This is a genomic window from Geobacter psychrophilus (assembly GCF_056821595.1).
The window spans coordinates 2,282,669-2,308,995 of record NZ_JBXDTU010000004.1; the positions used below are offsets into that span (position 1 = coordinate 2,282,669).

Sequence of the window (26,327 nt, forward strand, 5' to 3'; positions counted from 1 at the left end):
AAACTACTGAGGTAAGGCAGCAGCAAATAACCGAGGCAGCAATGCAGGTTACACGGCAATGAGTTCATTGGCTGATTGGAAAAGAACAGCCTATCTTCTATACTGATTTTTGACTATGATCAAACGAATGTCAGTAAACGTAGTATAAATTACCGTCATTCAGCTTATTAACGCTCAGTTCAATCGTCTAAAACAACAAACAAAAGGAGTAACACACATGTTCTGTAATCAATGCGAGCAGGCAGCAAATGGAACCGGTTGTAACATCTCTGGCGTATGCGGCAAGAAACCTGATGTGGCGGCCCTGCAGGATCATCTGCTCTACGGCCTGAAAAGTCTGGCGCTCTACGCCGACAAGATCGGCCGCAATGCCGAGATCGATCGTTTCACCATCGAAGGGCTTTTCAGCACCGTCACTAACGTTGATTTCGAGCCGGCCCGTATCGGCGGCCTGATCAAGCGTTGCTATGAATTGAAAGAAAAAGCCAAGGCTGCTGCCGGTACGGCAATCAGCGGTCCTGTGGCCGACTGGAAACCGGTCGATGATCTGGCTGGCATGACCACGCAGGGTGAAACCCACGGCATCAATACCCAGCATGTTAATGAAGACATCCGCTCCGTGATCGAGATCCTGATGTACGGCCTGAAGGGTATGGCCGCCTATATGGACCACGCCATGATCCTGGGCAAGACCGATGACGAAGTGATGGCATTTTTCCAGAAAGCGCTGGCTGCAACCACCGACGCCAACCTGGGATTGATGGACTTCGTCGGCCTCTCAATGGAGTGCGGCAAGCACAACCTGACCGTCATGGGGCTCCTCAACAGCGCCCACACCGACACCTATGGCCACCCGGTACCGACCCAGGTACAGCTCGGCACCAAGGCCGGCAAGGCCATCCTGGTCTCCGGCCACGACCTGAAGATGATGGAGGAGATCCTCAAACAGACCGAAGGCAAGGGGGTCAATGTCTACACCCACGGCGAGATGCTGCCGGCCCACGGTTACCCCGGCCTGAAAAAATACAGCCACCTGGTGGGCAACTACGGCGGCGCCTGGCAGGACCAGGCCCAGGAGTTCGCCAAGTTCCCCGGCGCCATCATCTTCAACACCAACTGCATCCAGCGCCCGGCCGAGTCCTACACCGACCGCCTCTACACCTGGGGCCTGGTGGCCTGGCCCGGCGTCAAGCACATCGACGGCTGGGACTTCAGCCCGGTGATCAACAAGGCCCTCGAATGCCCCGCACTCCCCGAGAATCCGGGGCAGGAAATCCTGACCGGCTTCGGACACAACGCTGTGCTGGGTGTAGCCGACAAGGTCATCGACGCGGTCAAGTCCGGCGCCATCAAGCACTTCTTCCTGGTAGGCGGCTGCGACGGCGCCAAGTCGGGTCGTAACTACTACACCGAGTTTGCCGAGAAGGCTCCCAAGGATACGGTCATCATGACCCTGGCCTGCGGCAAGTACCGCTTCAACAAGCTGGAGTTCGGCGATATCGGCGGCATCCCGCGTCTGTTGGATATCGGACAGTGCAATGACGCCTACTCGGCCATCCAGATCGCAGTTGCCCTGGCAGGAGCCTTCGAGTGCGGCGTCAACGACCTGCCGCTCTCCATGGTCCTCTCCTGGTACGAGCAGAAGGCGGTTGTCATTCTGCTGACCCTGTTCCACCTCGGTATCAAGAACATCAAGCTCGGTCCGACACTGCCGGCCTTCATCACCCCTAACGTGCTCAACTTCCTGGTGGAGAACTTCAATGTCGGCCCGATCACCACGGTCGATGCCGATATGAAGCAGATGCTTGGATAACTGAAAAATAACTACCTATGAACAATGAGTGCCTCGCGGTTTACTGCGGGGCGCTCATTGTTCATAGGCAACCGTATTATAGTCTATGTTTTGGGCCTTATTTTATGTGGGTCAAACTGCCACAGGTGACATTGTTGTATTGTTAAGACACAAGATAAATCCGCCAGGTATCATCGAAAGAGGGTCTATTTATAGACTTTTGAATACAGATGGCTCTTATAAATTGAGAAGGGATGTTTTAAAAAATCGTTGAGAAAAATTTCAAATTTTGACCTAGGTCAAGGTGCGAATTTGTTTTATATTGTTCTATGTAAGCAAATGCTCACTTGCACACAGTGAAAGGAAATGTGATGGCAGTCAGAATAAGGGAAACAACTGAGGTTAGGCAGAGCCAGATTACTGAGGCTGCTTTGAAAGTTATCGGGCAGAAGGGTATAAACGGGGCGACTACAGCGGAGATTGCCTCTGCCACTGGTATTTCTGAGGGCAATATTTACCGCCACTTCAAGAACAAGGAAGAAATTTTTATTGCTGTGATTGATAAGATAGGGAAAGACCTGGAATCGCTGCTTGATACGGTTTCAGATATTGATGATCCGCTGCAAAAACTGGCTGAAATCTTTAAACGCCACCTGTCTTACATAGAAGAACATATCGGTATTCCCCGCATAATTTTTTCCGATGAGGTACTGGTATTGAATATAAACCTTCGGACGAAGGTCAGACACAGCATTTCACAGTACTCTAGTGGTGTTTGCTCCATCATTTCACAGGCGCAGGATGCCGGGATTATTAACCGGAAACTGGATCCCGGTGTTGTGACAAGCATGTTTATTGGTACAATTAACTTTACTGCTATCCAGTGGGTCATGAACGACTTTTCCAATTCTTTGACTGCTGATGTAGAAAAACTTTGGATGACTTTTGCTGCTGCCATAACAACAAAATACTGAAGTATAAAATGGTAAAAAATTTGCGATATAAGTAAGTGAATATTTACTTGCATGTGGAGGGTGTATGTCCCATATCGTTTCAAAAGTTCAAAATAGCGCACGACGGGAGCAGATCGTTCGTGCCGTATTTAACATCCTTTCTGCCGGCGAAGAGGTAAATACACTAACGATAGGCGCCATTGCACGGGAGACCGGAGTGTCAACGGCTGATATATATCGGCATTTTAAGAGCAAGGATGAAATCATCGAAGAAACGGTTACGAAGGTCCACCTAGAATTGATGAAGAACCTGACGTATCTCTACGACAGCGATCCTTCTCCACTTATCAGCCTAAAGCGGTTTTATCTCCTCCATCTTGATTTCCTGGAGACAAGGAAAGGGATTGCCCGTCTAGCTTTTTCAGGAGGAATCCTCAAAGCCGGAAGTGCGTCGCAGAGAAAGATTGATTACCTGCTTGATACTTATTCTGCCGGTCTGGTAAACGTCATCGAAAAAGGGAAGAAAATCGGCGACATCAGGAAGGCTGTGGACCCAAAGGCCTCCGCCATGGTGCTGATTGGAATGGTGCAGGCGATAACTTTAAAGTGGCTGGTAAGCGACTTTTCCTTTCCTCTCGTAGATGAGGGGATGATGCTGTGGCATGGTTATGAGAATTTTTTGACTTATGATAGCAATATCGTGGGGAGGCAGAAATGAAAAAGATATTGGCTATGATTGGAATTTTTCTATTACCGTCAGCGCTTTTTGCGGAAAGTAACCTGCCATCCTACAACCTTCCACAAGTGATCGAGTTTGCCCTGAAGAACGAACCGAGGCTCAGCGGGCTCGGGAAGGATGTCAAAGCGACTGAATATGCTATCGACGCTGCAAAAGGGGAGCGGTGGCCAAAGGTTGATCTGGGAGTCGGCATTACGCGTTACCGTTACCCCACCGCCATTTCCCCCATAGCAGGCTCGCCGCAAAACAGTAGTTTCCCTGACTTTGATAAAGACATCTACGATGCAGGAGTCTCACTTAAAATTCCCCTTTACCGGGGCGGACGACTCGAAAAAAACGTTGATATAGCCAAGATCACCAAGATGGTCACTGAGGGAACCTTTCGCCAGGGCAAGCAGGAACTCGTCTACAACCTGACAAGCACGTACTGCAAGATACTGGAGTTGGAGGCGCTTCTCAAGGCGCGCGAGCAGATGGTAAAGCAGCTTGAAGAGCATCGCAGGGTCACTGATCAATTTGTTAAGGCCGGCAGGTCAGCGCGGGTGGATCTCATGAAAACTGATGTGGAGTTGGCCCATGCCAGGCAGCAGGCGTTGGCAGCACAGAACGCCATGGCGGCTACATACGCGCTGCTCCGGACATTGATGGGGGCGGACGAGACATATCCGCAATTCACTATCTCCGGTGAACCTCTTTTTTTAAAAGTACATTCACAGGAGGCCGAAGAGGTGAAGGTAGCTTTGCAACAACGTCCGGAATACCGGAAGGCCAGCGCTCAGGCGGAACTTCAGCAGGCCAAGCTGGATTTGACCAAGGGAAAGCGTCTCCCTTCTCTGGATCTGGCCGGCGAGTTCACAGAAAAAGGAGGAGACTCCTTTTCGTTCAAGGATAACTGGAATATTGGCCTGCGGCTCTCATATCCACTTTTCGACGGTGGGATAACACGGGCGGAGATCAATAAAGGGTCTATAGAACTTGAGCGCAGTCAGGAAGAGCTCCGTGCCGTTCGGCTGCTGATTGTGCAGGAGGTAAAGGAGGCTTTCCTTGCGGTCGCCGATGCGGAGAAAAGAGTCTCGGTTTCTAAAGAGGCAATTTCATCTGCCGAGGAATACCTGCGAGTGGAGCAATTGAAGTATGAAACCGGTGATGGGACAACCAAAGACGTGATCGACGCTCAGACAGCGTTATTGCGGTCGATCACTGATTGGCACCAGGCTTCGTACGATCTGTTAACGGCACAGGCGGCCCTTGAAAAGGCACTGGGAAGTAATGTACCTGAGGAGGTGACTTCACGATGAAAAAGAGACTGATACTAATTGGCTTGGTGGTAATTGTAGCAGCGGTTATTGCCTACTTCCTGCTCCATCGAAAAACCGATGATCCAGGGATACTGCTCAGCTCGGGGAACGTCGAGGTGACCGAGGTGGATCTTGGGTTCAAGGTCCCCGGCAGGGTGGAAACGCTCCTGACCGACGAGGGTAGGAACGTCGTGGCAGGCGGGGTCTTGGCAAAGCTGGACCGCACACAGCTTCTGCGCCAGATGGAGGCGCAGCAGGCCGTCATCGATTCCAACAGCGCCAGACTTCTCGAGTTGCAACGTGGTTCGCGCCCACAGGAAAAAAAGAGCGCTCGATCGCTCGTGTCCTCCGCCTCCGCTGACCTTGAAAAAGCAGGCAAGGATTTCGAACGTGCCGAGATGCTGTTTAAAAACGGCGCTATCTCGGCACAACAGCGCGACTCCGCCAAGCGGACCTTTGAGGTGGCAAAGGCGCAGTACGATCAGGCTTTGCAAAACGAGAGCCTGGTGAAAGAAGGGCCGCGGTCGGAAACAATCAAGGCAGCTGAAGCCCAGGTCCGACAGCCCAGAGCGCAGCTGGCGGTGTATCAGGAGCAACTGGCGGATATGGACTTGAAAACGCCGGTGCAGGGAGTGGTCCTCAGAAAAAATGTGGAAGCTGGTGAAACCGTTACTGCTGGAACTCCCATCTTTACCGTCGGCGACCTGGCACATCCATGGGTAAAGATCTATGTGAAGGAGGACAAGTTGGGCTTGGTCAAGCTGGGCCAAAAAGCGGAGGTAACGGTCGATACCTATCCGGGGAAGAAGTTTGACGGGGAAGTGACCTATATTTCCTCGGAAGCTGAGTTTACCCCCAAGAACGTGCAGACCCAGGAAGAACGGGTGAAACTGGTCTTCGGCGTCAAGGTGAGCGTGGATAATCCGAACCAAGAGCTGAAACCGGGCATGCCGGCGGACGTCAAGATCAGGGTAAGGTAGGGGTTGCGAAATGGATACGAATACCGCAGCAATTAAAGCAGAAGCGCTGACCAAGACCTTCGACGGCAACATTGCACTCGACAGCCTCACCCTGGAGATCAAAAAAGGGGAGTTGTTCGGCCTGGTCGGACCGGATGGTGCCGGCAAGACCACCACTATGCGCCTGTTAACCGCCATCATGGAACCCACTTCCGGTGATGCATGGGTAGCGGGTCACTCGGTTCTTAAGGAAGGGGAGCGGATCAAGGAACAGATCGGCTATATGTCTCAAAAGTTCGGCCTCTATGAAGATCTTACCGTCATGGAGAATATCATCTTCTATGCTGACCTCTACGAAGTCCCACAGAAAGAACGTCCGGAGCGAATCGAGCGTCTTCTGGGTTTTTCCAACCTGACCCCTTTCAAAGGAAGACTGGCCGGGAAGCTTTCCGGAGGGATGAAGCAGAAACTCGGCCTTGCCTGTGCCCTGATCCACACCCCTGAGATTCTCTTTCTCGACGAACCGACCAACGGGGTCGATCCAGTTTCACGGCGGGATTTCTGGCGTATCCTTTACGGCCTGCTGAAGGACGGGATTACCATCTTCGTCTCCACTGCCTACCTGGACGAGGCGGAACGTTGCACACGGGTTGGTCTCATGCACCGGGGAAAGATCCTGATCGATGACAGCCCGGCACGGATCAAAGCATCCCTGGGCTTTCCCATGGTGGAACTATGGACCGGGGATGCGCGCAAGGCCGAGGATATCGCAAGGGGCTGTCCAGAGGTGCACAGCGTGAGCATCTACGGCGACCGTCTTCATGTCGCTCTGGAGCGTAGCGAAGCGCTGGATGGCGTTATCGGCAGACTCCAGAAAGAGGGGATTATGGTTCGGGATCATCGTTTTATCCTCCCTTCCCTGGAGGATGTCTTCATCGCCATGGTGGAGGAGCCATGAACAGTGTCGAAACAGCAGTGGAATTTACCGGGTTGACTCGTGTTTTCGGCGATTTCACTGCCGTGGACCAAATCAGCCTCACTGTTGGCAAGGGAGAAATCTTCGGTTTCCTCGGCCCCAACGGAGCCGGTAAATCGACCACCATCAAGATGCTGTGCGGCCTCCTCACCCCCTCCGCTGGTAGTGGGAAGGTGGGGGGCTTCAATATCATGACTGAGGCGGAAGAGATCAAGAAGAATATCGGTTACATGTCCCAGAAGTTTTCCCTCTACGACGATCTGACGGTGGAGGAGAATATCAACTTCTTCAGCGGTATCTACCGGGTTCCCAGGGAGAAGAAACGTGAGCGTAAGGAATGGGTTCTGGAGATGGCCGGGATCGCGGACCGGCGGGGGGCGCTGACAAAAACCCTCTCGGGTGGTTTCAAGCAGCGGCTGGCGCTCGGTTGCGCAATCCTTCACGAACCTCCCATCATTTTTCTCGATGAACCGACCTCGGGGGTTGACCCAATCTCCCGACGCAATTTCTGGCGGCTCATCTATGCCATGTCTCGGGAGGGAAAGACCATCTTTGTTACCACTCACTACATGGACGAGGCGGAATATTGCGACCGGTTGGCCCTCATTTACCGGGGGAAGATCATCGCCGAAGGGACACCGACCACCCTGAAGCAGGAGTATATGGAAAGGGATGTTCTGGAAATCGAGGTTGAGCAGGTGGTGGATGCGCTTGAAGTCCTTGAACAGAGCGGCATCGAAACAGCCATTTTCGGCAGCGTCCTGCATGCCACCGTGACTGACGCCGGGCAGGAGTCCCAACGGATCAGGGAATCACTCGTCAAAGCGGGGCTAAAGGTCGTCCGCATCGAAAAGATCGTCCCGTCGCTGGAAGATGTGTTTGTAACCCTGATCGAGGTGTCTTGATATGAAACTTATCCGGGTCCGTGCCATAGCAAAAAAAGAGCTGATCCAGGTGTTCCGTGATCCCCTGAGCTTGGCCATGGCGTTCCTCATGCCGGTAATCCTGCTGTTGATCTTCGGCTACGCCATTACCATGGACGTGAACAACCTGAGGACCGTGGTTTACGATCTGGACAAAAGCAGCCTGAGTCGTGAGCTGGTAGCCCAGTTCCGGGAGTCGGGATACTTCACGATTGTCACTATCCTGGATCGTCCCTCGGATGTTGATGCAGCACTCGACGCAAACCGGGGGCAGGTGGCTCTCTGGATCCCTGCTGACTTCTCAGAGAATCTACGACGGGGAAAGATTGCTCCGCTGCAGGTGGTTGTGGACGGCAGTGATTCCAACACAGCCACCATTGCCCTTGGTTATGTGGAGGGGGTGACGGAACGCTTTGGCCAACGGGTTACAGGTGGAATAGCGCGCGCCCCCATAGATGCCAGGGTGCGGGTCTGGTACAATCCGGAGCTTAAATCACGCAATTACATCATTCCCGGACTGATTGCGGTAATCATGGCAGTCATTGCGGCACTTCTCACCTCGCTAACCATCGCCAGGGAATGGGAACGGGGCACCATGGAGCAGCTGATCGCCACGCCGGTAAAAACTACAGAGCTGATCGCCGGCAAACTGCTGCCCTACTTCTTCATCGGCTTTATCGACGTGGCCGTTTCCGTGGCCATGACGGTATTTATCTTCGACGTACCATTGCGGGGGAGCCTGTTACTACTCGCTTTCCTTACCTCCCTCTTTCTTTTTGGAGGTCTCTCCCTGGGAATACTCATCTCGGTTGTAGCCAAGTCCCAGCTAGTTGCCAGCCAGATTGCCATGGTAGTGAGTTTTTTACCGGCCTTCCTTCTGTCGGGGTTCATGTACGCCATCAGCAACATGCCGTTGCCGCTCCAGAATATGACCAGAATCATCCCTGCCCGTTATTTCGTAGCGATTCTCAAAGGAATTTTTCTCAAAGGGAGCACTCTCAGGCAACTGGCAACGGAAACGATTCTTCTTACACTGTTCGGCATAGTGACCTTCGCCCTTTCGGTCAGGAAATTCAAGAAAAGGATCGTGTGATATGTTCGAACGGATCAAGGAAATGGTGATCAAGGAGTTCAGTCAGGTGTTCCGGGACCGGAGGATGAAGGCTATCATCTTTGTGACCCCGATCCTACAACTCCTCATTTTCGGCTACGCGGTCACCACCGACGTAAAGAGCATAAACACCGCCTTCTACGACCTGGACCACTCCTATGAAAGTCGGGAACTGGGCCGGCGGCTCGAAGCATCCGGCTACTTCAGCATCACTGTCACCCCTTCTTCGGCGAAAGAGATAGGGGAACTCCTCGATCGGGGAAGAGTCCTCGCCGCGGTGCAGATCAACAAGGGCTTCGGCCGGGACCTGGCGCGGGGCATCCCCACGGAAGTGCAGATGATTGTGGACGGAACCGATTCGAATACAGCTTCCGTTGCCATGGACTACGCCACGCGGGTCATCACCCGTTTCGGCAGGGAGATCGGGACCCGGGTCGGCATGCAGCAGGTTGTAAAGCCGGCACGTATAGATCTGCGCTCCCGTGCCTGGTACAACCCTGAGCTGCGGAGCAGAAACTACAACGTGCCGGGGGTCATCGCCATCATAATCATGCTCACCTGTCTGCTGCTGACCGCCATGGCGGTGGTGCGGGAGCGAGAGATCGGGACCATGGAGCAGTTGATGGTTACGCCGCTGAAACCGGTGGAATTGATGCTGGGGAAGACCATCCCTTTTGCACTCATCAGTTTTTTCGACATGGCACTTGTAACAACCATTGGTGTCTTCTGGTTCGATGTCCCGATTAAAGGGAGTATTCCACTACTTGTTCTCTCTACAGCCATCTATCTGCTCTCGGTATTGGGGGTGGGGCTCTTCATTTCCACCATCTCCAGGACCCAGCAGCAGGCGCTGATGGCCACCTTCCTCTTCTACATACCCGCGGTCCTCCTCTCCGGGTTCATGTTTCCTATTGAGAACATGCCGGTGGCCATTCAGTACGGAACCTACCTGAATCCCCTTCGATATTTTCTGGTCATCATCAGAGGGATCTTCCTCAAGGGGAACGGGATCGATATTCTCTGGCCGCAGATGGCCGCCCTTCTTTTGCTTGGTGTAGTAGTCATAACGACCAGCTCCCTTCGGTTCAGGAAGAGGCTCGGGTAAGCGACGAGCGATGAAGATGCTTATTCAGATTCACATGGGTATTTGCTGTACATCGTGATATTCCGCAATGGCAAGGGAAATAAACCAAGCCTGATGTCTTTGACAAGCTGCCTGTTAGAGGCAGTAGAGCTAAAATTTGAAGCGTCCATAATATTTCGAGTCCAATATAAATAGCGTATGAAAGGATTTGCCATTCGTTTACGACTAGCTATTTAAGCAATTTGTGAAGCGTGTTTTAATTAATTGTTGTTTTGTACTGCTGAAATTACACAAGATTCAGGGTGATTAGAAAAATTGCTATAGTCATGTACACAAAAATATCAAAGCAGGGTCAGGCAATCTTTAGACATGTTATGAAGAGGATTTAGTTACTATGAACGTAGACGATTTACGGCTTAGGGATCCAGCAAATGCCCGTGCATACATCCGTCAAATTGCTGACCAGATTGAAGAGCCAGAAGAGATGATGGAGTTCCTGAATGCATGTAATTTCACACAAGCTGCGTTAGCCTGTTGGCTGTTCGAAACAAAACGATATAATCTATTACTGCAAAGCCATAATATAAAAGGAGCATATGACCAAATAGAAAGCAAGATAGAACTGAAAGATGCCTGGAATGAGTATAGCATTGCATCAGAAGAGTTTCAGTACGCAAAAGAAAAGCTGAAGGAAATAATCAACAAATTGCATATAGAACCTGTGTTGATTCGGAAAAACATGACAAAGGCTTATAGATAACTGCTCAAGTCTGCTGAACGTGTATACCTTGATGTGCAAGCAAATTGATAGTAATGATTTAAGTTGATCAACTTGCAAATGACAATTATTAGATAATGTTTAATGGAGAGTTTGTTGTGAAGTTTAAATGGCGCTTGATGGTATTAATCACGTTTATTACCCACCAGCCTGTATTTGGCTATGACACGTTTCCCACGCTGGATACGACAGATCAGTATGGAAAGCTATTAAACAGGGAGTCGCTATTCAATAACAACAAAAAACATCTTATTGCTATAAGCATGACTAGGAAGGGCTTCGAAAGGGCAAAGAAAGTGACAACGGTGATACAGGGTTCCTACCTCCACAAAAAAGTCAGTATAGTGATGATTCCCAATTTAAGCACTGTCCCCAAATTTATGGAAGGGAGTGCAAAACGCTCCTTGCAATGGAGCAACGCACCACCGGTTTGGCTTGATTGGGAACACAAAAGCGCTAGATGGTCAGTGCCATCTGGAACAGATTTTGTGTGGATTTATGTGGTTGACAAGGAAAACAACATTATTGCCAAAATAGATGCAACCAGGAAGTTTAGTTTGGAGGATCTTCTAATGGTTCAGTAATACAGAATTTACTCTAAAGCTTGAACCAGTTTGTACTTGAAGATTTCAACTTATTCTTGATATAGGTCAAACACCCGCACACACTATTGCCGTAACGTATAATCACAATGCAAGCAGATTGCGGGAGGATATATGGACAGACTATTAAAACAGATGGTCAAGGATGCACCGGACGCGATTCTTGTCTCGGACCAGAAAGGGATTGTCCGCTTCTGGAACAGGGGAGCAGAGCAGATGTTTGGCCATACTGCAGCTGAAGCGGTCGGTCAATCACTTGATCTAATTATCCCTGAAAATTTGCGGAGTCGTCACTGGGAAGGTTATTGGCGGGTGATGGCGTCCGGTGAGACAAAATATAAAACCGGTCTGTTATCTTCACCCGGCATTCGCAAGGACGGCTCCCGTGTTTCCTTGGAATTCAGCATGGTTCTTCTACGAGATGAAGATGGTGTCATGGCAGGCTGTGCCTCAATCATGCGTGATGTGACTGAGCGGTGGAAGAAAGAAAAGTCATTGAAGGAGAGTTTGGCTGCTTGCAAAACAAAGCTAGCAGAAACAACGGACTAGGTTTCTTTAGAATATTTGGCTATCTATTTACTCAAATATTGCCTGCATCAAAGTTTTTCACACGTCTTATGGGATCGTTGATCCGGGATTAGCGACTTCAGAACATGATGCGACGGAATAATGATTATGATTATTACTAACAGACATAGCAGGATTCTGACTGTACTATTACTGCTGGTTCAGCTCTGTCTGCCGCTTTCGGGGTCGCTTTACGTCTCGACTAATATGAGTACTAGTGAAACCGGTCATACGGAAACTGCATGTGCCCATTCTGACGCCGATGCCGACCATGAATCCCGGGACAGGCACGATCAGATTCCTCACTGCCACGAACTTGATGCACCATGCGACACCGTATCCGGAACAGTAGTTAAACACTCTCCGCTCATTTCGCTTCACAAGGCCTCATACAACGGCGCCTTTCTGCCAGGCTACGGCGCTCCTCCGGAATTCCCTCCTAAATATAACGTTTGACTCATATCTGCCGGGATTAGCTTCTTTCGTTGTAAGGCAGTCCCGGCAATAACGTGCAAATTCGCTTAGTACTGGTGAATCAACCGTCAAACCATACATACAAAGGAAAATAACTCATGAGATATACACACATATTTAAAACAGGCATGTTGGCAGTTTCAGCATTTACGGTGCTATTTTTTGCAACACCTCGCGAAGCTGCTGCCCATTGTGACACCCTGGACGGCCCGGTTATCCAGGATGCCAGAAAGGCCATCGAAGCCAAGGATATCACCCCAATTTTGAAATGGGTGAAGCCAAAGGATGAAAAAGCTGTCCGAGCTGCCTTTAACAAAGTGTTGACCAGCAAATCAAAGAACCAGGAAGAAACAGAGCACAAATTCTTCGCAACCCTTGTCAAAATCCATCGCGCCGGAGAAGGTGCATCATTTACCGGTCTGAAACCGGCCGGCGCAGTAGAACCTGCCGTTGCCGAAGCTGACAAGGCCCTGGCGAGCGGTTCAGCCGACGCACTGGTGAAACTGGTCACCGACGATGTATCCGCTGGTATCAAGACCCGTTACGAGCATGCAGCGACTACATACAAGCACAAGGATGAGGGTGTTGCGCAGGGAAGGGAATTTGTGGAAGCCTATGTTGCCTACACCCATTATGTAGAGCGGCTTCATCAGGATGCAACCGCTAAAGGCGCACATGGTGAGCATGGCAAAGTCGAAAAACATAACGCGCATAAAAATGAGTCAGTGCCCTCTAAACACTGACGTTATGAGAGGTGTAACAGATTTGACCCCATAACACAGGATTGCTGCCTGGCAGGGACAACACCCCGTCAGGCAGCTTTTTACTGAGAGAACCATATCGTGGTCTATTGATACGTGACCAATAAGGAGATTTTACAATGAAAATAGAAGTGTTAGGTACCGGCTGTGTAGATTGCATCACACTTTACGAGAACACAAAGAAAGCACTCGCTGAAAGCGGAAAACAGGGCGAGGTGCTGAAGGTCGTGGAAATTTCCTCCATGTTGAAATATGGCATCACCAGTCTGCCCGCGCTGGTCATTGACGGTCAGCTCACGTGTTCTGGCAAATTGTTGTCAGTAGCCGAAATCAAGGGGATGATATGAAACTAATCGTTACAATATTTACCATGTCATTGCTGTTTGCCGGCGTAGCCAATGCGGAAATCCCTGCAGCCAGCGCGACAGTCGTCAATCAGGCCCTGTCATCCGGCAAGCCGACGCTGATCGATTTCGGCCTGCGCACCTGCAACGTCTGCAAGAAGATGGCACCCTACCTGGAATCACTTTCCAATGATTACCGGGGGCGTGCCAATATTCTTTTCATCGACGTACGTTCAGACCAGTCAACCGCACAAAAATTCCGCGTCCAGATGTTGCCCACCCAGATTTTCATCAACCCGCAGGGGAAAGAGGTACAACGTCACACCGGTTTTATGGACAAGGAAGGGATCATCAAGGGATTGAAATCGGCAGGACTCAAGTGACCTTCATCGACAACATTGAACAGATCATTGCTGCTTACCCGCTGCTGGCCTTCGGCGCAGTATTTCTGGCAGGCGTCATTTCTTCAGCTTCACCCTGTGTTCTCAGCACCATCCCCCTGGTGGTCGGTTTTGTCGGCGGTTATAGCGATGGTGACCGCTGGAAGGCATTCCGCTATTCCCTGATGTTCATTGTTGGATTGTCTCTCACCTTCACAGCCTTCGGCGCTGCCGCCGGATTGCTCGGCACAGTCTTCGGGGTTGTCGGTGGCTGGTGGTATGCTGTCGCCGGTACTGTGGCTCTGGTAATGGGTGGTCAGCTGATGGGGATGTATGAAATACGCCTGCCGGTAAAGCGCGACTTCAAACCGAAGCAGGGGGGCATCATCGGCGCGTTCATGCTTGGTCTGTTCTTTGGACTTGTATCCTCTCCCTGCGCCACACCGGTAATGGTTGTGCTGCTGACCGTTGTCACCGGCAAGGGACAGGTGCTCTACGGCATCATGCTGATGTTCAGTTATGCCGTCGGCCATTGCCTGCTCATGCTCGTTGCCGGCACATTTACCGGTTTTGTGGAATCTTTTGCCAAAACGCGTGGGGTGATCAACTTTTCGAACTGGAGCAGGAAAGTAAGCGGCTTCATAATCTCTCTTGCCGGGGCCTGGTTCATCTGGCAGGCATTCTAGCCCCACATAAACGGGGCTGGTGAAGAATGTTTCTCTAAACAGCATGATACGAAGAGGAGAATCATGTACCTAAATGGGATTTCTACAAAATCTGCCAGTACCATACGGACTGTTGTGCAGTGGTGCTTTATGTTGTGGGTGATCGGGATCGGCATCCGCTTCGGCATGTTTGTCAATTCTGTTGAACGTGGCGCAGTCGTTCCGCTGGTTTCCCGCCCTCCGGGTGTGGAAGGCTTTCTGCCAATCGGAGCTCTAACAAGTCTGAAGTACTGGCTGGTTTCAGGTGAAATACATCCGGTACATCCAGCTGCACTGGTAATATTCGTGACAATTTTGCTCATGAGTCTGCTTGCCAAGAAATCATTTTGCTCATGGCTTTGCCCGGTCGGCACTCTTTCGGAAGGAGCATTCAAAATTGGCCGGAAGTTAGCTGGCCGGAATTATCGAATATGGAGATGGCTTGACTATGGATTGCGGAGTATCAAATATCTGCTATTGCTGATGTTTGTGAAATTTATCCTGGTGGACATGTCAGTCGAAGCGCTTGGCGGATTTTTGGATGCTCCATACTGGGCAGTTAGCGACGTCAAAATGCTCCATTTCTTCACGAGCATGTCCTTAACCACCATGGTGGTGCTGGCAATCCTGACCTTATTTTCACTTTTTTACAAAATGTTCTGGTGTAGGTATCTCTGCCCTTATGGTGCATTACTTGGACTTGCAAGTATCGTCAGTCCCTTCAAAATCCGAAGGGACTCGACTCGTTGTACTGGATGTCAACGCTGTTCCGCCATATGTCCTTCTGGCCTTGTAGTGCATTCCTCCACAGCAGTTTCTTCGCCTGAGTGCACCGGGTGCCTCACCTGTGTGGCACATTGCCCGGAGAGAAATGTCCTCGCCATGCAGCCGGTCTTCTGGAAGCGACCGCTGCCGGTGTGGGTTTTCCCTACTGTGGTTGTGTTCATGTTCATGGCGGGAACAGGTGCTGGGATGGTCAGCGGGCACTGGCAGAGCTCGCTGAGTTATTCCGACTATCAACGGCTCATCCCTCTTGTTCAGAGCCTGAGTCATTGAGATTGAAGGACGCAATAAAATGCGGCAAAGCATTAGATAGCAAACCCGAAACATTTCGTGCGCCTGCCCCAATATTGTGAAGGGAGTGTTCATCAAGAATAAAGTAAAAACTCTGGAGAGGCTCGTGCCGATAAGAAGAATCACCGGAATTGCAATGCGCTGCAAGGCTCCCATGTGGGGCCCACGCCCAAAAATGTCCCTACACTATGCACTCTGGAGTTTCCTGAGTTCCACTCTTGGAATCCTGGCAATTTGCGAGATAACAAAGTTGGTCGGTCATCCCTTGCTGATCGGGTCGTTTGGAGCTTCGGCGGTTCTACTTTTTGGAGCTACCGACTCGTCGCTGTCCCAACCACGTAATCTGGTTGGTGGGCATCTCGTCTCCGCCATTGTAGCAGTAATTGTCGTTGCCCTCTTCGGGTCTACTACATTTGCCATGGCTCTTGGAGTTGGGCTATCAATTCTTGTGATGAACCTGACTCATACAACCCATCCACCGGGAGGGGCTACCGCCCTGATCGGAGTTCAAGCGGCGGTTGGCCCGGGATTCATCCTGTTGCCGGTGTTGGCAGGCGCCTTGATTCTCCTGGTTACGGCAATCTTTACGAATAATGTGGTGTACCACCGTTCTTATCCCAAACACTGGCTATAGGTCTCTTATGCGTCTCGTTACCGGCACCAAAATACTTCTCTGTCTTTCCCTGTTGTTCCTTTTTCCGCTGTCGGCATACGCCATACCCGCCATTACGTGTCATTGCTTTACCGACCGGTCTTACGATACCGCGCATCCAGCAACTGCCGACCCGTATTTTCTGGCCACTACGCAAAACTCCTTCTTTGCCATTGTCTTTAATACGGATAAGAAGAGTATCGTGATGAAAAAGCAGCAAGGCACTTCCCCTGACGATCTTTGGGTTGCCTATTGGGTCGCCTCTAAAGCCGGCAAGACACCGGACAGCCTGCTCTTGGCCAAATCGAAGAGTGATTCATGGAAGAATGTCCTCGTGCCACTGAATCTTCCGTTGAAATCTTTGGGAGCGCGATTTTCAAATGCCCTCAATGCAAATGTACCGTCTGACCGCTTATCAGAAGCGGTGGTTGATGAGCTTTTCCTCAAGGACCGATTGCTGGGTGAGAGGGATGTGGCCGACATGCGTAAAGCGGGTGCCAACAATCAGGAATTGATTATCGCCACCGTTATTGCCACCAAGACGAAACAGTCGGCCAAGCAGCTCTATCTTGAAGTAAAGGCCGGAACCAAGACTTGGGGCTCACTCTTGTCGTGGACAAAGATCGACACGAAAAACATGCAGCAGGAGGTTGCCAATATCCTTAGATTACATCCTCAGTAGTTCATAAGCGCTATCTCAGAGTCTTGTGGATAATCACAGCATATGGACCCGTACCTCACTCTGTTGCCTTACGTGGTGAAATCCTCATAACCACGTTCTTCTCCCGTCACGATTGCAGTTCTCCCTCCGAAAATGAAATCACTTTGTTGACCCACATCAAACTAATCTGCCAATTATTTCACTAAGCTGGATTCATAACAGAGCGAGGAGGTGTTCAATGAATTTCAATAACGAACTTGGTGATAAAGCGATACAGGATGTGATGCAGACCTACCCGGAGATCGGCGAGATACTCGCTCGTTACGAGATTGGCTGCACCACCTGCAAGGTGGGGATCTGTCTGCTGAAGGATGTGGTGTCGATTCACGGCTTATCCAAGGAAGACGAAGCGAAAATTGAGCAGGAAATCAACGAGCATTTAGCGAAAAAAGGAGAATAACTCATGGGAAATCTGGGATGTGGCTGCTCCGGCAGCATGGCAAAGATAATCGAAAGACCGGTAACAGACGAAACAAATAACACCAGGGCCGTCTCTGAACTCAGGCAGTGGCCGGTACAACTCCATCTGGTACCGCCGACCGCACCGTACTTCAAGAACGCGGAAATCCTGGTCTGTGCCGACTGCGTGGCTTTTGCCATGGGGAGCATGCATCAGGATCTGCTGAAGGGCAAAGCACTGGCAATCGCCTGCCCGAAGCTGGATGATACGGGCGCGTATGTAGATAAACTGGCCACAATTTTTTCAACCAATGATACGCCCCATGTCACCGTGGCAATCATGGAAGTGCCTTGCTGCCGAGGGCTGGACATTATGGTAAAAGAAGCGATTCAGAAAAGTGGCCGGGATATCCCGCTGGAGACAGTGATTGTCGGTATCGACGGTGCCAGGAGGAACTGATGAAAGTAGACATCACCAAGGCCTTGGTGGAAGAGCATCGCCTAATTCTGCGCATGATTGCATTGCTTGAAAAAAATGCCCCTCAAACGGCTGAAGGGAATTATCTCAACTGGCAATTCTATCTTGATGGCATCGACTTCATCCGTCAGTATGCTGACCGTTTTCACCATGCCAAGGAAGAAGATGTCCTTTTCAAAGCATTGGTTGACAACGGTATGCCGAAGGAAAACAGTCCGGTAGCCGCCATGCTGATGGAACATGATCAGGGCAGGAACTTTGTCCGCGCAATGGAAGCAGCTGTCCATGAGGCACAGGCGGGTCTTACAGACACTTATCAGGCAATTGCAGATAATGCCCTAGGGTATGCTGCTCTGCTGCGTGATCATATAAGTAAGGAAGACGAAATTCTCTACCCGTTAGCAGAACGGGTGATTCCCGAAACTATGCGTACCGGCATCCTGCAGGAATATCAAGCCGCAGAAGCCCATGTATCGCCCGGGTTTGAAAGTCATTATCAGGCCATTATTGTGCAGTACGAGCAGGAATAGTCTTGAATTCGGAGAATAAAATATGATCACCACGAGCGAAATAGCGGTTACAGCAACTATCTGGGTATTGACAGCTGCCGGCGGGTTCTTCGGCACGCGTGCTGCCTTGCGCAAAAAGAGACTGAAGTGTGAGATCACTAAAGGCAAGCTGCAGCAAACCAGCGGAGTAAATGATCGGTCAACGGACTGCTGAATCGTTGTGCTCCACACGGCTGATTTGGAAAAGGAGCGGTTTCATATTCTAACATCGTAGTCTGGTTAATAGGCCGGCATTTAATCTGATTATATTCGTTTGCTCAATCTGCTTGCATATATGTAAAAACCAGCATATTATGTGAATAGATAATCACATGAGGTACCTATGCTAGAAAAGAAAAGCACACGCGTTCGTAAAGAAGAAATTATCCAAGCGGCCCTTGAGGTAGTAGGTAAAAATGGCGTTCGCGCTCTTACCATCGCTGCAATAGCAGCATCAGCAGGAATGAGCGAGGCTAATATTTACCGACATTTCAGCGGGAAAGACGACATCTATTCCGCTGTTGCAGAATTCATCTGGCATTTTTGTGGGTAATGTTTCGAGAAGGCCACAATGGTCTTGATGAGGATGACTTATTACCACAGCATCGGCATCCAGATCCGCCCGAGAAATCTCCTTACTATTGGCTGAGAGGGGCAGTCCAGCATCAAGAAGAATGCTCGTCTTGCCCGATGATATCCGGATACAGGTGCCGCCAATCTCATGGCTGCCGCGGTGAATTGTCAACTCCACTCGCGGGACTCTTTCCAGGTCAAACCATCTTCTGAGCGGATCATTTTGACGGGTTTATGGAGTTTATTGAGTTCTGAGTTAACAGTTATGGCTTTTTTCCAGCATGTGCTCTTTATACTGGAACTAACATCAGCAATCGCCAAGATCCCTTCGACCTCATTGAAAGAGTTCTCAGGCAACCATTCAAGCACATTTGGCGTCAGCAGTCCCAACGCAACCCTTTGTTTAACCATTTTTTTGATAGATTCAGAAATATTACCAAGCTGCTTCAAATAGGCATCCCGGTAAACCGATGCCTGTAATGGCCCCCAGTAGATTCCTGATGTATATGAACCGTGCTTGAGTTCAATGCACACCAACTGTTTATTGGGACCTATCGCGAGAAAATCAAGTTCATCACCGAAATCACAAAAATCGGATTCGCCTTGGTTCACGTCAGATGCAGTCAGCTTTCCCCAGGTTTTTTCGTCATTCAACTGAAGACTATTTTTCACAGACTGTACAGTCCGCTTGAGCATCTTGTAGAATCGAGATTTTGAGGGGTCATCGTCGAAGCCAAGTACCGCCTCCCTGTCGATAATTATCCATTCCATGCCGGGTTGCCAGTTCCGACCGTAGTCAATGTTCATGCGGCTAGACCAGTAACCCTCCTTCCCATTCTTAAAATATTTGTCGTTAATTATCTTGTCGCCAGTAACAACTTTCGAGAGAAAAGCGCAAACAAGATTTGCAACATGGTCGATATCATCTAGTCTTGTAACTGCCTTTAGCGTTGTAAATTCGGCATCGCAACCTGGTCGCTTACTATATGAATCTGACTTAAAGGAGATGTTGCCACGTTCAATTTTTGATAATCCTATCGTCAGAAGACGCGTCCCGCCATGATAGACCATTAATTCGGACTTCTCTCGAAGATGTATATCAAATGCATATTTATTTTCTGGATGGAGACATTTGATTCTTTCTATCAAATGTGGGAGTTTCAAGGCCAGCATCGCTTCCAGTTGCGAATCACTGAACGTTCGCACATACCTTGCCACAATGTTGTCTACATCTGGTAGATCGCTTCGACCTGAAGAGTTCTCGTCACAATGGTAAATCATTTCCGCCTGTTCCGATGTCAGTCCACACTCCACGGCAACCACCTTAAGCTGTTTTCTAAGTTCGAGAGGGTACTCGAAGTCTGAAGCATCCTCATAGAGACCTTCATCCGTCTTATTACCGCACTCATCAATGTAAAACATTTCATTTCCGGATTTATCCATATCGGGCTCCTTAATTCAGACCATGGTGACATGTCTTTTACTATATATACCCAAAAAGTTGATTTCTGTTCAATTTACAGGACAGAATGCGTCACAGCACGAAACCCGATACTCCTAACCATACAATATTATTATAAATTATATTTTCAGGAGTGCCCTTCATTTAACCTCTATCCCGTTCAATAGCCAGCTTTGGTCAAGCGTGTTATAGACCAGATCGTAGAGGGCCTCACCGTCGGTAACGGAAAAATGCATCAGTGTGGCTGAACCGACATACTCCTTCCAGTGGTACGTTGTTTCCAGGATAGTATGCTTCCGGTTGTGCCAGTCGAACCATACCGGTTTGATCAATCTGCCGGGAGTAAAGATCGTGGCTATCCGTATTTGTTCTTTAATCCGCTCCACGACTTACTCCAGCTGACGATAAATTCCGACTACTTTGCCAACAATCGAAACATGTTTATCCGGTCCCACATAAATCGGTTCCATATTGGGGTTGGCGGGTTGCAAGCGGATGCGATTTGGTTCGCGGTGAAACCATTTGAGGGTCGCCTCCCCATCCACCATGACAACAACGGTGTCGCGGTTCTCAGCCACCGGTTGAGGACGAACCAGTGCCAGATCACCATCAAAAATCCCTGCACCTATCATTGAGTCACCCTTCACCCGCAAGAAAAAGCATCCATCCCCTTTAACTTGCCCCTGATCCACAGAAAAGAATCCCTGGATATCTTCGATAGCCGGTTGTAAGTGGCCGGCGCGAACCGTGCCAACGATCGGTAGGGGAATAGACTGTCCTCCGTGTGAAGTAAGTACTATCCCGCGGGATGCCCCAGTTTTCTTGAGCCATCCCTTTTTTTCGAGAGCTTCGAGATGTCGATTCACCCCGGAAGGACTGCTGACACCAAGGTGAGCCGCGATGTCACGCACTGTCGGTGAGTATCCATGCGTCTGCGTAAAACGGGTAATGAAGTCCAGAACCTTTTGTTGCCGTTCAGTAATGGCGATCACTGTGTTCTCCTCGTATAGTGTACAGCTGTTCACTATATACTCTCGTTCATATCTTCTTGTCAAGACGGTGCCACCTTCCCCCCTACAAGATTATCAGTCAGGAGGAACGAATGTGTCGATTACCAGGCATTTGCCTGCTCATGATCTGTCTTGCCTGCGTGCCGATCCAGGCCCGTGCTTTCTGCTTCGAGGAGGCCGGGAGTCAATACGGCATATCGCCACAACTGCTTTGGAGCATCGCCAAGACGGAGAGCAACTTTAACCCCCGGGCGATCAATCGCAACAGTAACGGAACCTATGATTATGGCCTGATGCAGATAAATTCCAGTTGGGCAAAAAGGCTTGGCAAAACATGGAATGAACTGGGGGAGCCATGCACGAATGTAAAGGTGGGAGCTTGGGTACTGGCCCAATGTGTCCAGGATTATGGCTACACCTGGCGGGCTGTCGGTTGTTACAACTCGCGCACCCCGTCGAAGGGGGACCGTTACGCCGGGAAAGTGTATCGCATCCTCGCTGAGCATACGAAGCCACAGGCAGCGACGCTCATAGCAGCCATCAGCACGCCCAGGATCGAATCACCATGGGATGAGGTGTTCGGCAATGCTCTCCGTTGATCTACTCCACAAATACGGATTGCCGGAGGACGAGATAGTCGATGCTGTTGAATGCGCTGTGGCGAAGACACTGATGGCAGCTTTTCAGAGGACGGTTACTGTCCGGGCAGAGGGGGAGCTGGAAATTATTGCCTATCCCAAGCTGGGACACCCGGTCGAAATGCAGTTGAAGGACATTCCCAAGAAGCTTCGCCGGCATATCATTCACGGTGTCGAAGCGGAACTGCAAAAACGCCAGATCCTGCTGGAAGCAAAAAAACTGCAGGAACTTCAGGGGAGGGTTTTTTGTGGGGCCGTGGGGCGTATCGGTTCCCGAGGGACATTACACGTAACTCTGGAACTTGATGATTTACTTAAGCCTCTGATCCTGTTCGGGGAATGCCCATTACGCTATCAGCCGCCACATGAACGTTCCCGTTATCGCATAGGTGAGCAGCGCAGCTTCCTGGTGACAAGTGTGCGCCCCGTCATGGTGGGAGGCGACATTGCAAAGGTTCGACTCATTCTGAACCGGACATCCCGTGCCTTGCCGGCTCTGCTGCTTCAGGACCTGACCGGTATTGCCGGGATCAAATGCCGACGGCGTATCGCCGGAGGGTTCAGTGAAGTTGTTACCCCGGTTCGGATACCAAAAACATCGATTAATACAGTCGGAAAGGAGTTGAGGGAACATGTTCAAGTCCTCATCGCCCCATAAAACCACCAACCCGGAATTCATGACCTCCATCGGCACCGGAGTTCAGATGGAACGACCGACACGGATAGTTCCGATTTCGATCCCTGATGAATACCGAAAACGGCACATGTTCGTATTTGGCACTACAGGGGTCGGCAAAACGCGGCTCTGCGAGAACCTTATTGAGCAGGACATCATGAAAGGCAACAGCGTGGTCTACTTCGACCCCAAAGGTGATCAGCAGATCTTCACCAAGATTTTCGAGGTTGCCCGTAAGGCAGAGAGACTCAAGGATTTGATGCTGGTAACGCCGATTTTCCCTGAATACTCAGCAGTCATCGATCCTATGGCCTATTACTTCATGCCGGACGAACTCGTTGGACATATCGTTTCAGGCATCCAGGGCGGACGTGAGCCATTCTACCGCAACATTGCAAAGGAAATCACTACTGCCATCATCTCAGCCAATATCATCATCGCCGATTGGGAAAAGCGTCTTCCCAAGCAAAACATGGATGCCATCAGACAAAGCATTCGCCGCTCATCATTGAGCAGCACAATGGGGCTACTACAGGAAATCAAGACACCCGAGGCGATGCTAAACGCCGGCATGATCCAGGACATCCTTGAATCTCCCCAGGAGTATTACTCGAAGGTGTCTTCAACATTACGCACCTGCTTGATGGAGCTTTCCTCCGGCAACATCGGCAAGATTATCGGCCAGGCCGACAGTAACCGCTTCATCAGCCGACTTGAACGAAAGAAAGGGGTAATCATGGTCGTGCACACCGGTACCATGATTACCAGGGAGGCAGCCACAACACTTGGCAAAGTCCTCCTGTCGATGATCCAGTCCTTCATTGGCAGGGTCTATCTCTCTGACAAGCAGAAAGTATTCCCTCCGCTGTCCATCTACATAGATGAGGCCCAGAGCCTGTTCTACCAGGGCATTGAGGACCTTTTCGCCAAGGCTGGATCAGCAGACGTAATGGTGCATGCCTTCGCTCAGTCCGTGAACCAAATATATGCTGCCATTGGCGAGGAATACGGTAAATCGATCCTCGACAACACCAACACCAAAATCTTTATGCGCTGTTCAGATGCCGAAACTTCAGAGTATGTCGTGCGGCACTTTGGCGTACGCAATGTGCTGACCGGCATTTTCGGGTCCAACCAGGTCACTACCCGTGAAGTGGAACAGGACATTTTGAAAGTGCAGGATATTCTGGGGCTGCAGCCAAGGGAATTCTACATGCTGACCTACTCCGGTAGGTACAAGGGTGTGACTCGTGATGCCAGAGACCCGCAGTTGAAGATAGTCTTCCCGTCGGCGCCATCTTCCGTAACCATGAGCAGAGGGACCGCATGATAATCTTGCTCTACTGCTGTGGCGTTATCGGATTCATGATGGTCACTTACAACCTGTGGCGAATTTTAACCAGGCGTCCGGCTGAAGTAGAGCAAGAACCGTGGGTTCCACTGTCAATTTCGGAACTGGAACCGGATGATGACCTGCCATGCACTGATCTCGCCACGGTATCCTCAGTATGGACAGGCCGTGTTGTTCACTTCACTGATCTGTCTCGACTCTGGCGTGAACCCACTCCTAAACAGGAAGAGGAAGCCGCATTTCCAAGGCCGACATTCCGGCATTCGGAGATTGAAGAGTTCTACAGGGACATTGTGGAACCGGAACCGCTTATCAATGGGAAGCGTAAGACTGTGATCGTCTATCTGCTTAAGATCCTCGACGCGGAAGGTACATGCCCCTCGGTTGTCGGAATCAAGAAATATGCAGCTGTCGGCAAGCAGATATCTGATCCGGATTCGGCGTACGGAGCAGCAGCTCTTGCCCAACTGGCTACCATACCGCTCTATCGGCATTCCCTGGGGGTTGCCCGCAAGTTCGTAGAAAAGAACTCTGAAAGAATCATGCTACCTACGATCCTCATCGTGTCACTGGCGCATGACATCGGTAAAATTCCCTCTTTCCACAGCCAGTATTATTCGACTGCAGATCATCCGCAAATAGCGCTCATCATACTTGCGAGCATTCCGGAATACGTTGCGTTGTCGAACAGGGATGAACTCGACAGCATCATCCGCAACCATCACCAGATAACGCCGAACAATCCTCTCACGGCCTGTTTGAAACGGTGTGACCAGGAGTCTCGTAATGATGAGATGGGGTCTTTTCTTGGGCAGATGGCGCAGGTGAGGGCTTCCGAAGAAAGTTCGCTGCCAATAGCTGAGTCACTGCCACAACCTGATGTGCCTGTCACTAAAGAAAAAATTTCGCAGGAATGGGATCACCCGCTCGGATCTCCAGAATCGGGAAAGTACGTTCCCCAGAAGATAAAGCTTCCTGCATGGTTCAATGCCGATGCGATCCTGGGTGGCATCCACGGATTGATCAACCAGGTGGAGAAAACTTCGTCCGGAGTCAAGTGGATGGCCGTTTCACTGCCGAACGGGTTGGTCTATGTGAAGCCAGAAGCACTTTGGCAGGTGATCCATCAAGTTAGCGATGGCGATCCCATGATCTTGGTGGCTGATGCTGATGAAGAAACCAAACGTAATCTTCTCCATACTGTCGTCTGGGAACTGAGTGCCTCCAGAGATGCCATTGCCACGGAACTCATGACCAATGCTTACTACACAACAAATGCATCCATCGTGTCGAATAACGATAAGTCATTCAACAAACTCCTGATCCCGTTCCGGGTCGATGCCTTTGGTGTGCTCACCTCTGAACTGGAAAGCACCAAACCCCCGGTTTTGAGAAAAATAGTCAAGGACATCAGACCGAAGCATGCGGAGGATAAAGAATGAGGAGACTGATACTGGCTTCTATTCTCCAACTCTCCGTGACCACCGCTTCTGCCGGCTACTATGCCGATTCAGCCAAGGGCTGGTGGTGGTACCAGAAAGAACCTGAGAAGCAGGCCGAAAAGCAGGAAAAGAAGAAGAAACCGCCCAAGAGCACGCCATCGCTCAAGGATTATTCTTATGAACAGGTTTGGGAGATGCATCCCGACCAGTTCCAGGAGTTTGCCGAAGTATTGAAAAAGAAGGCTGTCCAGAAGCCGAGTGAAGAGAATGTGAAGGAGTACTTCGAGGTCCAGGAGATCGCCCGCAAGAAGGCGCTGGCTTTTTCCAACGTGGCTCAGTTTGTCTGGCAGAAGTACCCGGAGCTGACCACCAAGAAGGACTATCCGATCACGACTCCCGGCAACCTGGCCCGAATCTCCCAGATCAATGAGGAGCGGCAGCGCATCCTGCGGGACAACCGGGATGACTTTGCCCTGATTTATTTCCAGAGACCTGACTGCAGCTACTGCGATGAGCAATCCCGCATCCTTGACTGGTTCACCAACGAGACCGGCTGGACCGTGAAGAAGGTCAACATCAGTGAGAACCCGGGACTCGCCGCCAAATTCAGCGTGGAGATCACGCCGACCCTGATCCTGATCCAGAAAGGGAACCAGGATTATCTACCGGTCTCGGCAGGCGTCATTTCCGCCGACGAGATCGAAGACAAGGCATACCGGGCCGTGCGCCTCCTCAAGGGTGACATCTCCCCGGAGGAATATTCGCTCTACGAATTCCAGAAGGGAGGCAGCTTCGACGTGAAGAAACGCCGTCTTCAGGAAAAGGAGCGGCCATGAGTCTGCTTGTCCTACAGCAACA

34 protein-coding genes are annotated in these 26,327 nt (G+C 50.5%); 30 read left to right on the plus strand and 4 right to left on the minus strand.

Going from position 1 to position 26,327, the window contains the following annotated elements; genetic code table 11:
• Positions 1–217: 217 nt before the first annotated feature.
• The 25 genes from hcp to ACOCF6_RS13215 all read left to right on the plus strand — a co-directional run bounded on the left by hcp (position 218) and on the right by ACOCF6_RS13215 (position 18,870).
• Positions 218–1,813 (plus strand): hydroxylamine reductase, encoded by a 1,596-nt coding sequence (gene hcp / locus ACOCF6_RS13095; protein ID WP_482460782.1) that lies wholly within the window; start codon positions 218–220, stop codon positions 1,811–1,813.
• 350 nt (positions 1,814–2,163) lie between these two features.
• The gene (locus ACOCF6_RS13100) at positions 2,164–2,766 is read left to right on the plus strand and encodes a TetR/AcrR family transcriptional regulator (RefSeq protein ID WP_482460783.1); all 603 of its coding nucleotides are present in this window, start codon (positions 2,164–2,166) and stop codon (positions 2,764–2,766) included.
• 64 nt (positions 2,767–2,830) lie between these two features.
• Entirely contained in the window at positions 2,831–3,463 is a 633-nt protein-coding gene (locus ACOCF6_RS13105; RefSeq protein WP_482460784.1) for a TetR/AcrR family transcriptional regulator, read from the plus strand.
• Positions 3,460–4,782, plus strand: a complete 1,323-nt coding sequence (locus ACOCF6_RS13110) for a TolC family protein (RefSeq protein ID WP_482460785.1) — start codon at positions 3,460–3,462, stop codon at positions 4,780–4,782. Before ACOCF6_RS13105 ends, ACOCF6_RS13110 begins: the two co-directional genes overlap by 4 nt.
• The gene (locus ACOCF6_RS13115; protein ID WP_482460786.1) at positions 4,779–5,762 is read left to right on the plus strand and encodes an HlyD family secretion protein; all 984 of its coding nucleotides are present in this window, start codon (positions 4,779–4,781) and stop codon (positions 5,760–5,762) included. Before ACOCF6_RS13110 ends, ACOCF6_RS13115 begins: the two co-directional genes overlap by 4 nt.
• Positions 5,763–5,772: 10 nt before the next feature.
• Positions 5,773–6,699, plus strand: a complete 927-nt coding sequence (locus tag ACOCF6_RS13120) for an ABC transporter ATP-binding protein (RefSeq protein ID WP_482460787.1) — start codon at positions 5,773–5,775, stop codon at positions 6,697–6,699.
• Positions 6,696–7,622, plus strand: a complete 927-nt coding sequence (locus ACOCF6_RS13125) for an ABC transporter ATP-binding protein (protein WP_482460788.1) — start codon at positions 6,696–6,698, stop codon at positions 7,620–7,622. Before ACOCF6_RS13120 ends, ACOCF6_RS13125 begins: the two co-directional genes overlap by 4 nt.
• A gap of 1 nt (position 7,623) precedes the next feature.
• The gene (locus ACOCF6_RS13130; protein WP_482460789.1) at positions 7,624–8,733 is read left to right on the plus strand and encodes an ABC transporter permease; all 1,110 of its coding nucleotides are present in this window, start codon (positions 7,624–7,626) and stop codon (positions 8,731–8,733) included.
• Position 8,734: 1 nt separating this feature from the next.
• Positions 8,735–9,856, plus strand: a complete 1,122-nt coding sequence (locus tag ACOCF6_RS13135) for an ABC transporter permease (RefSeq protein WP_482460790.1) — start codon at positions 8,735–8,737, stop codon at positions 9,854–9,856.
• A gap of 373 nt (positions 9,857–10,229) precedes the next feature.
• Positions 10,230–10,595, plus strand: coding sequence for a hypothetical protein (locus ACOCF6_RS13140; RefSeq protein WP_482460791.1), 366 nt, complete (start codon positions 10,230–10,232; stop codon positions 10,593–10,595).
• Positions 10,596–10,711: 116 nt separating this feature from the next.
• Positions 10,712–11,197: a hypothetical protein gene (locus tag ACOCF6_RS13145; RefSeq protein WP_482460792.1), complete on the plus strand. Its 486-nt coding sequence runs from the start codon at positions 10,712–10,714 to the stop codon at positions 11,195–11,197.
• Positions 11,198–11,329: 132 nt separating this feature from the next.
• Positions 11,330–11,764, plus strand: a complete 435-nt coding sequence (locus ACOCF6_RS13150) for a PAS domain-containing protein (RefSeq protein WP_482460793.1) — start codon at positions 11,330–11,332, stop codon at positions 11,762–11,764.
• 126 nt (positions 11,765–11,890) lie between these two features.
• Entirely contained in the window at positions 11,891–12,238 is a 348-nt protein-coding gene (locus tag ACOCF6_RS13155; RefSeq protein ID WP_482460794.1) for a hypothetical protein, read from the plus strand.
• A gap of 116 nt (positions 12,239–12,354) precedes the next feature.
• Positions 12,355–12,999, plus strand: coding sequence for a DUF6448 family protein (locus ACOCF6_RS13160; RefSeq protein WP_482460795.1), 645 nt, complete (start codon positions 12,355–12,357; stop codon positions 12,997–12,999).
• A 137-nt stretch (positions 13,000–13,136) separates the two neighbouring features.
• Positions 13,137–13,364 (plus strand): thioredoxin family protein, encoded by a 228-nt coding sequence (locus ACOCF6_RS13165; protein ID WP_482460796.1) that lies wholly within the window; start codon positions 13,137–13,139, stop codon positions 13,362–13,364.
• On the plus strand, positions 13,361–13,744 hold the full coding sequence (locus ACOCF6_RS13170; RefSeq protein ID WP_482460797.1) for a thioredoxin family protein: 384 nt from the start codon (positions 13,361–13,363) through the stop codon (positions 13,742–13,744). Before ACOCF6_RS13165 ends, ACOCF6_RS13170 begins: the two co-directional genes overlap by 4 nt.
• Positions 13,741–14,427 (plus strand): cytochrome c biogenesis CcdA family protein, encoded by a 687-nt coding sequence (locus tag ACOCF6_RS13175; protein ID WP_482460798.1) that lies wholly within the window; start codon positions 13,741–13,743, stop codon positions 14,425–14,427. Before ACOCF6_RS13170 ends, ACOCF6_RS13175 begins: the two co-directional genes overlap by 4 nt.
• A 63-nt stretch (positions 14,428–14,490) precedes the next feature.
• On the plus strand, positions 14,491–15,501 hold the full coding sequence (locus ACOCF6_RS13180) for a 4Fe-4S binding protein (RefSeq protein ID WP_482460799.1): 1,011 nt from the start codon (positions 14,491–14,493) through the stop codon (positions 15,499–15,501).
• A 193-nt stretch (positions 15,502–15,694) separates the two neighbouring features.
• Positions 15,695–16,153, plus strand: a complete 459-nt coding sequence (locus ACOCF6_RS13185; RefSeq protein ID WP_482460800.1) for an HPP family protein — start codon at positions 15,695–15,697, stop codon at positions 16,151–16,153.
• Positions 16,154–16,160: 7 nt separating this feature from the next.
• Positions 16,161–16,853 carry a hypothetical protein gene (locus tag ACOCF6_RS13190; protein WP_482460801.1) on the plus strand — a complete coding sequence of 231 codons (693 nt, stop codon included), beginning with the start codon at positions 16,161–16,163 and terminating at the stop codon, positions 16,851–16,853.
• A gap of 217 nt (positions 16,854–17,070) precedes the next feature.
• The gene (locus ACOCF6_RS13195) at positions 17,071–17,292 is read left to right on the plus strand and encodes a hypothetical protein (protein WP_482460802.1); all 222 of its coding nucleotides are present in this window, start codon (positions 17,071–17,073) and stop codon (positions 17,290–17,292) included.
• Between the two features lie 3 nt (positions 17,293–17,295).
• A complete protein-coding gene (locus ACOCF6_RS13200; RefSeq protein WP_482460803.1) occupies positions 17,296–17,751 on the plus strand; it encodes an iron-sulfur cluster-binding oxidoreductase in 456 nt (151 codons plus the stop codon).
• A complete protein-coding gene (locus ACOCF6_RS13205; RefSeq protein ID WP_482460804.1) occupies positions 17,751–18,299 on the plus strand; it encodes a hemerythrin domain-containing protein in 549 nt (182 codons plus the stop codon). Before ACOCF6_RS13200 ends, ACOCF6_RS13205 begins: the two co-directional genes overlap by 1 nt.
• Positions 18,300–18,321: 22 nt before the next feature.
• Entirely contained in the window at positions 18,322–18,492 is a 171-nt protein-coding gene (locus ACOCF6_RS13210; protein ID WP_482460805.1) for a hypothetical protein, read from the plus strand.
• A 168-nt stretch (positions 18,493–18,660) separates the two neighbouring features.
• On the plus strand, positions 18,661–18,870 hold the full coding sequence (locus ACOCF6_RS13215; protein ID WP_482460806.1) for a TetR/AcrR family transcriptional regulator: 210 nt from the start codon (positions 18,661–18,663) through the stop codon (positions 18,868–18,870).
• Here ACOCF6_RS13215 and ACOCF6_RS13220 read toward each other — a convergent pair.
• The 4 genes from ACOCF6_RS13220 to lexA all read right to left on the minus strand — a co-directional run bounded on the left by ACOCF6_RS13220 (position 18,772) and on the right by lexA (position 21,344).
• Positions 18,772–19,068, minus strand: coding sequence for an MBL fold metallo-hydrolase (locus ACOCF6_RS13220; protein WP_482460807.1), 297 nt, complete (start codon positions 19,066–19,068; stop codon positions 18,772–18,774). The two genes, ACOCF6_RS13215 and ACOCF6_RS13220, sit on opposite strands and share 99 nt — an antisense overlap.
• On the minus strand, positions 19,059–20,333 hold the full coding sequence (locus ACOCF6_RS13225) for a hypothetical protein (RefSeq protein ID WP_482460808.1): 1,275 nt from the start codon (positions 20,331–20,333) through the stop codon (positions 19,059–19,061). Before ACOCF6_RS13225 ends, ACOCF6_RS13220 begins: the two co-directional genes overlap by 10 nt.
• Positions 20,334–20,492: 159 nt before the next feature.
• The gene (locus ACOCF6_RS13230) at positions 20,493–20,738 is read right to left on the minus strand and encodes a hypothetical protein (protein WP_482460809.1); all 246 of its coding nucleotides are present in this window, start codon (positions 20,736–20,738) and stop codon (positions 20,493–20,495) included.
• Between the two features lie 3 nt (positions 20,739–20,741).
• The gene (gene lexA / locus ACOCF6_RS13235) at positions 20,742–21,344 is read right to left on the minus strand and encodes a transcriptional repressor LexA (protein ID WP_482460810.1); all 603 of its coding nucleotides are present in this window, start codon (positions 21,342–21,344) and stop codon (positions 20,742–20,744) included.
• A gap of 110 nt (positions 21,345–21,454) precedes the next feature.
• On the opposite strand from lexA, the gene ACOCF6_RS13240 reads away from it, so the two are divergent.
• The 5 genes from ACOCF6_RS13240 to ACOCF6_RS13260 are packed head-to-tail and all read left to right on the plus strand — an operon-like array spanning position 21,455 to position 26,305.
• Positions 21,455–21,961, plus strand: coding sequence for a lytic transglycosylase domain-containing protein (locus tag ACOCF6_RS13240; protein ID WP_482460811.1), 507 nt, complete (start codon positions 21,455–21,457; stop codon positions 21,959–21,961).
• The gene (locus ACOCF6_RS13245; RefSeq protein WP_482460812.1) at positions 21,948–22,658 is read left to right on the plus strand and encodes a hypothetical protein; all 711 of its coding nucleotides are present in this window, start codon (positions 21,948–21,950) and stop codon (positions 22,656–22,658) included. The genes ACOCF6_RS13240 and ACOCF6_RS13245 overlap by 14 nt, the downstream gene beginning before the upstream one ends.
• Positions 22,633–24,006, plus strand: a complete 1,374-nt coding sequence (locus ACOCF6_RS13250) for a type IV secretory system conjugative DNA transfer family protein (RefSeq protein WP_482460813.1) — start codon at positions 22,633–22,635, stop codon at positions 24,004–24,006. Before ACOCF6_RS13245 ends, ACOCF6_RS13250 begins: the two co-directional genes overlap by 26 nt.
• On the plus strand, positions 24,003–25,469 hold the full coding sequence (locus tag ACOCF6_RS13255) for an HD domain-containing protein (RefSeq protein WP_482460814.1): 1,467 nt from the start codon (positions 24,003–24,005) through the stop codon (positions 25,467–25,469). Before ACOCF6_RS13250 ends, ACOCF6_RS13255 begins: the two co-directional genes overlap by 4 nt.
• Complete coding sequence (locus tag ACOCF6_RS13260) at positions 25,466–26,305, plus strand: conjugal transfer protein TraF (protein ID WP_482460815.1); 840 nt, start codon at positions 25,466–25,468, stop codon at positions 26,303–26,305. The genes ACOCF6_RS13255 and ACOCF6_RS13260 overlap by 4 nt, the downstream gene beginning before the upstream one ends.
• Positions 26,306–26,327 lie beyond the last annotated feature (22 nt).

Bases quoted from the DNA above. Each gene is read 5' to 3' on its own strand.
- ACOCF6_RS13260 (WP_482460815.1), top strand. From the start codon at position 25,466: ATGAGGAGACTGATACTGGCTTCTATTCTCCAACTCTCCGTGACCACC.
- ACOCF6_RS13105 (WP_482460784.1), top strand. From the start codon at position 2,831: ATGTCCCATATCGTTTCAAAAGTTCAAAATAGCGCACGACGGGAGCAG.
- ACOCF6_RS13205 (WP_482460804.1), top strand. From the start codon at position 17,751: ATGAAAGTAGACATCACCAAGGCCTTGGTGGAAGAGCATCGCCTAATT.
- ACOCF6_RS13100 (WP_482460783.1), top strand. From the start codon at position 2,164: ATGGCAGTCAGAATAAGGGAAACAACTGAGGTTAGGCAGAGCCAGATT.
- hcp (WP_482460782.1), top strand. From the start codon at position 218: ATGTTCTGTAATCAATGCGAGCAGGCAGCAAATGGAACCGGTTGTAAC.
- ACOCF6_RS13190 (WP_482460801.1), top strand. From the start codon at position 16,161: ATGCGTCTCGTTACCGGCACCAAAATACTTCTCTGTCTTTCCCTGTTG.
- ACOCF6_RS13165 (WP_482460796.1), top strand. From the start codon at position 13,137: ATGAAAATAGAAGTGTTAGGTACCGGCTGTGTAGATTGCATCACACTT.
- ACOCF6_RS13195 (WP_482460802.1), top strand. From the start codon at position 17,071: ATGAATTTCAATAACGAACTTGGTGATAAAGCGATACAGGATGTGATG.
- ACOCF6_RS13115 (WP_482460786.1), top strand. From the start codon at position 4,779: ATGAAAAAGAGACTGATACTAATTGGCTTGGTGGTAATTGTAGCAGCG.
- ACOCF6_RS13245 (WP_482460812.1), top strand. From the start codon at position 21,948: ATGCTCTCCGTTGATCTACTCCACAAATACGGATTGCCGGAGGACGAG.
- ACOCF6_RS13200 (WP_482460803.1), top strand. From the start codon at position 17,296: ATGGGAAATCTGGGATGTGGCTGCTCCGGCAGCATGGCAAAGATAATC.
- ACOCF6_RS13130 (WP_482460789.1), top strand. From the start codon at position 7,624: ATGAAACTTATCCGGGTCCGTGCCATAGCAAAAAAAGAGCTGATCCAG.
- ACOCF6_RS13255 (WP_482460814.1), top strand. From the start codon at position 24,003: ATGATAATCTTGCTCTACTGCTGTGGCGTTATCGGATTCATGATGGTC.
- ACOCF6_RS13125 (WP_482460788.1), top strand. From the start codon at position 6,696: ATGAACAGTGTCGAAACAGCAGTGGAATTTACCGGGTTGACTCGTGTT.
- ACOCF6_RS13110 (WP_482460785.1), top strand. From the start codon at position 3,460: ATGAAAAAGATATTGGCTATGATTGGAATTTTTCTATTACCGTCAGCG.
- ACOCF6_RS13150 (WP_482460793.1), top strand. From the start codon at position 11,330: ATGGACAGACTATTAAAACAGATGGTCAAGGATGCACCGGACGCGATT.
- ACOCF6_RS13240 (WP_482460811.1), top strand. From the start codon at position 21,455: ATGTGTCGATTACCAGGCATTTGCCTGCTCATGATCTGTCTTGCCTGC.
- ACOCF6_RS13185 (WP_482460800.1), top strand. From the start codon at position 15,695: ATGTCCCTACACTATGCACTCTGGAGTTTCCTGAGTTCCACTCTTGGA.
- ACOCF6_RS13225 (WP_482460808.1), bottom strand. From the start codon at position 20,333: ATGGATAAATCCGGAAATGAAATGTTTTACATTGATGAGTGCGGTAAT.
- ACOCF6_RS13120 (WP_482460787.1), top strand. From the start codon at position 5,773: ATGGATACGAATACCGCAGCAATTAAAGCAGAAGCGCTGACCAAGACC.
- ACOCF6_RS13160 (WP_482460795.1), top strand. From the start codon at position 12,355: ATGAGATATACACACATATTTAAAACAGGCATGTTGGCAGTTTCAGCA.
- ACOCF6_RS13170 (WP_482460797.1), top strand. From the start codon at position 13,361: ATGAAACTAATCGTTACAATATTTACCATGTCATTGCTGTTTGCCGGC.
- ACOCF6_RS13215 (WP_482460806.1), top strand. From the start codon at position 18,661: ATGCTAGAAAAGAAAAGCACACGCGTTCGTAAAGAAGAAATTATCCAA.
- ACOCF6_RS13250 (WP_482460813.1), top strand. From the start codon at position 22,633: ATGTTCAAGTCCTCATCGCCCCATAAAACCACCAACCCGGAATTCATG.
- ACOCF6_RS13180 (WP_482460799.1), top strand. From the start codon at position 14,491: ATGTACCTAAATGGGATTTCTACAAAATCTGCCAGTACCATACGGACT.
- ACOCF6_RS13155 (WP_482460794.1), top strand. From the start codon at position 11,891: ATGATTATTACTAACAGACATAGCAGGATTCTGACTGTACTATTACTG.
- ACOCF6_RS13140 (WP_482460791.1), top strand. From the start codon at position 10,230: ATGAACGTAGACGATTTACGGCTTAGGGATCCAGCAAATGCCCGTGCA.
- ACOCF6_RS13210 (WP_482460805.1), top strand. From the start codon at position 18,322: ATGATCACCACGAGCGAAATAGCGGTTACAGCAACTATCTGGGTATTG.
- ACOCF6_RS13135 (WP_482460790.1), top strand. From the start codon at position 8,735: ATGTTCGAACGGATCAAGGAAATGGTGATCAAGGAGTTCAGTCAGGTG.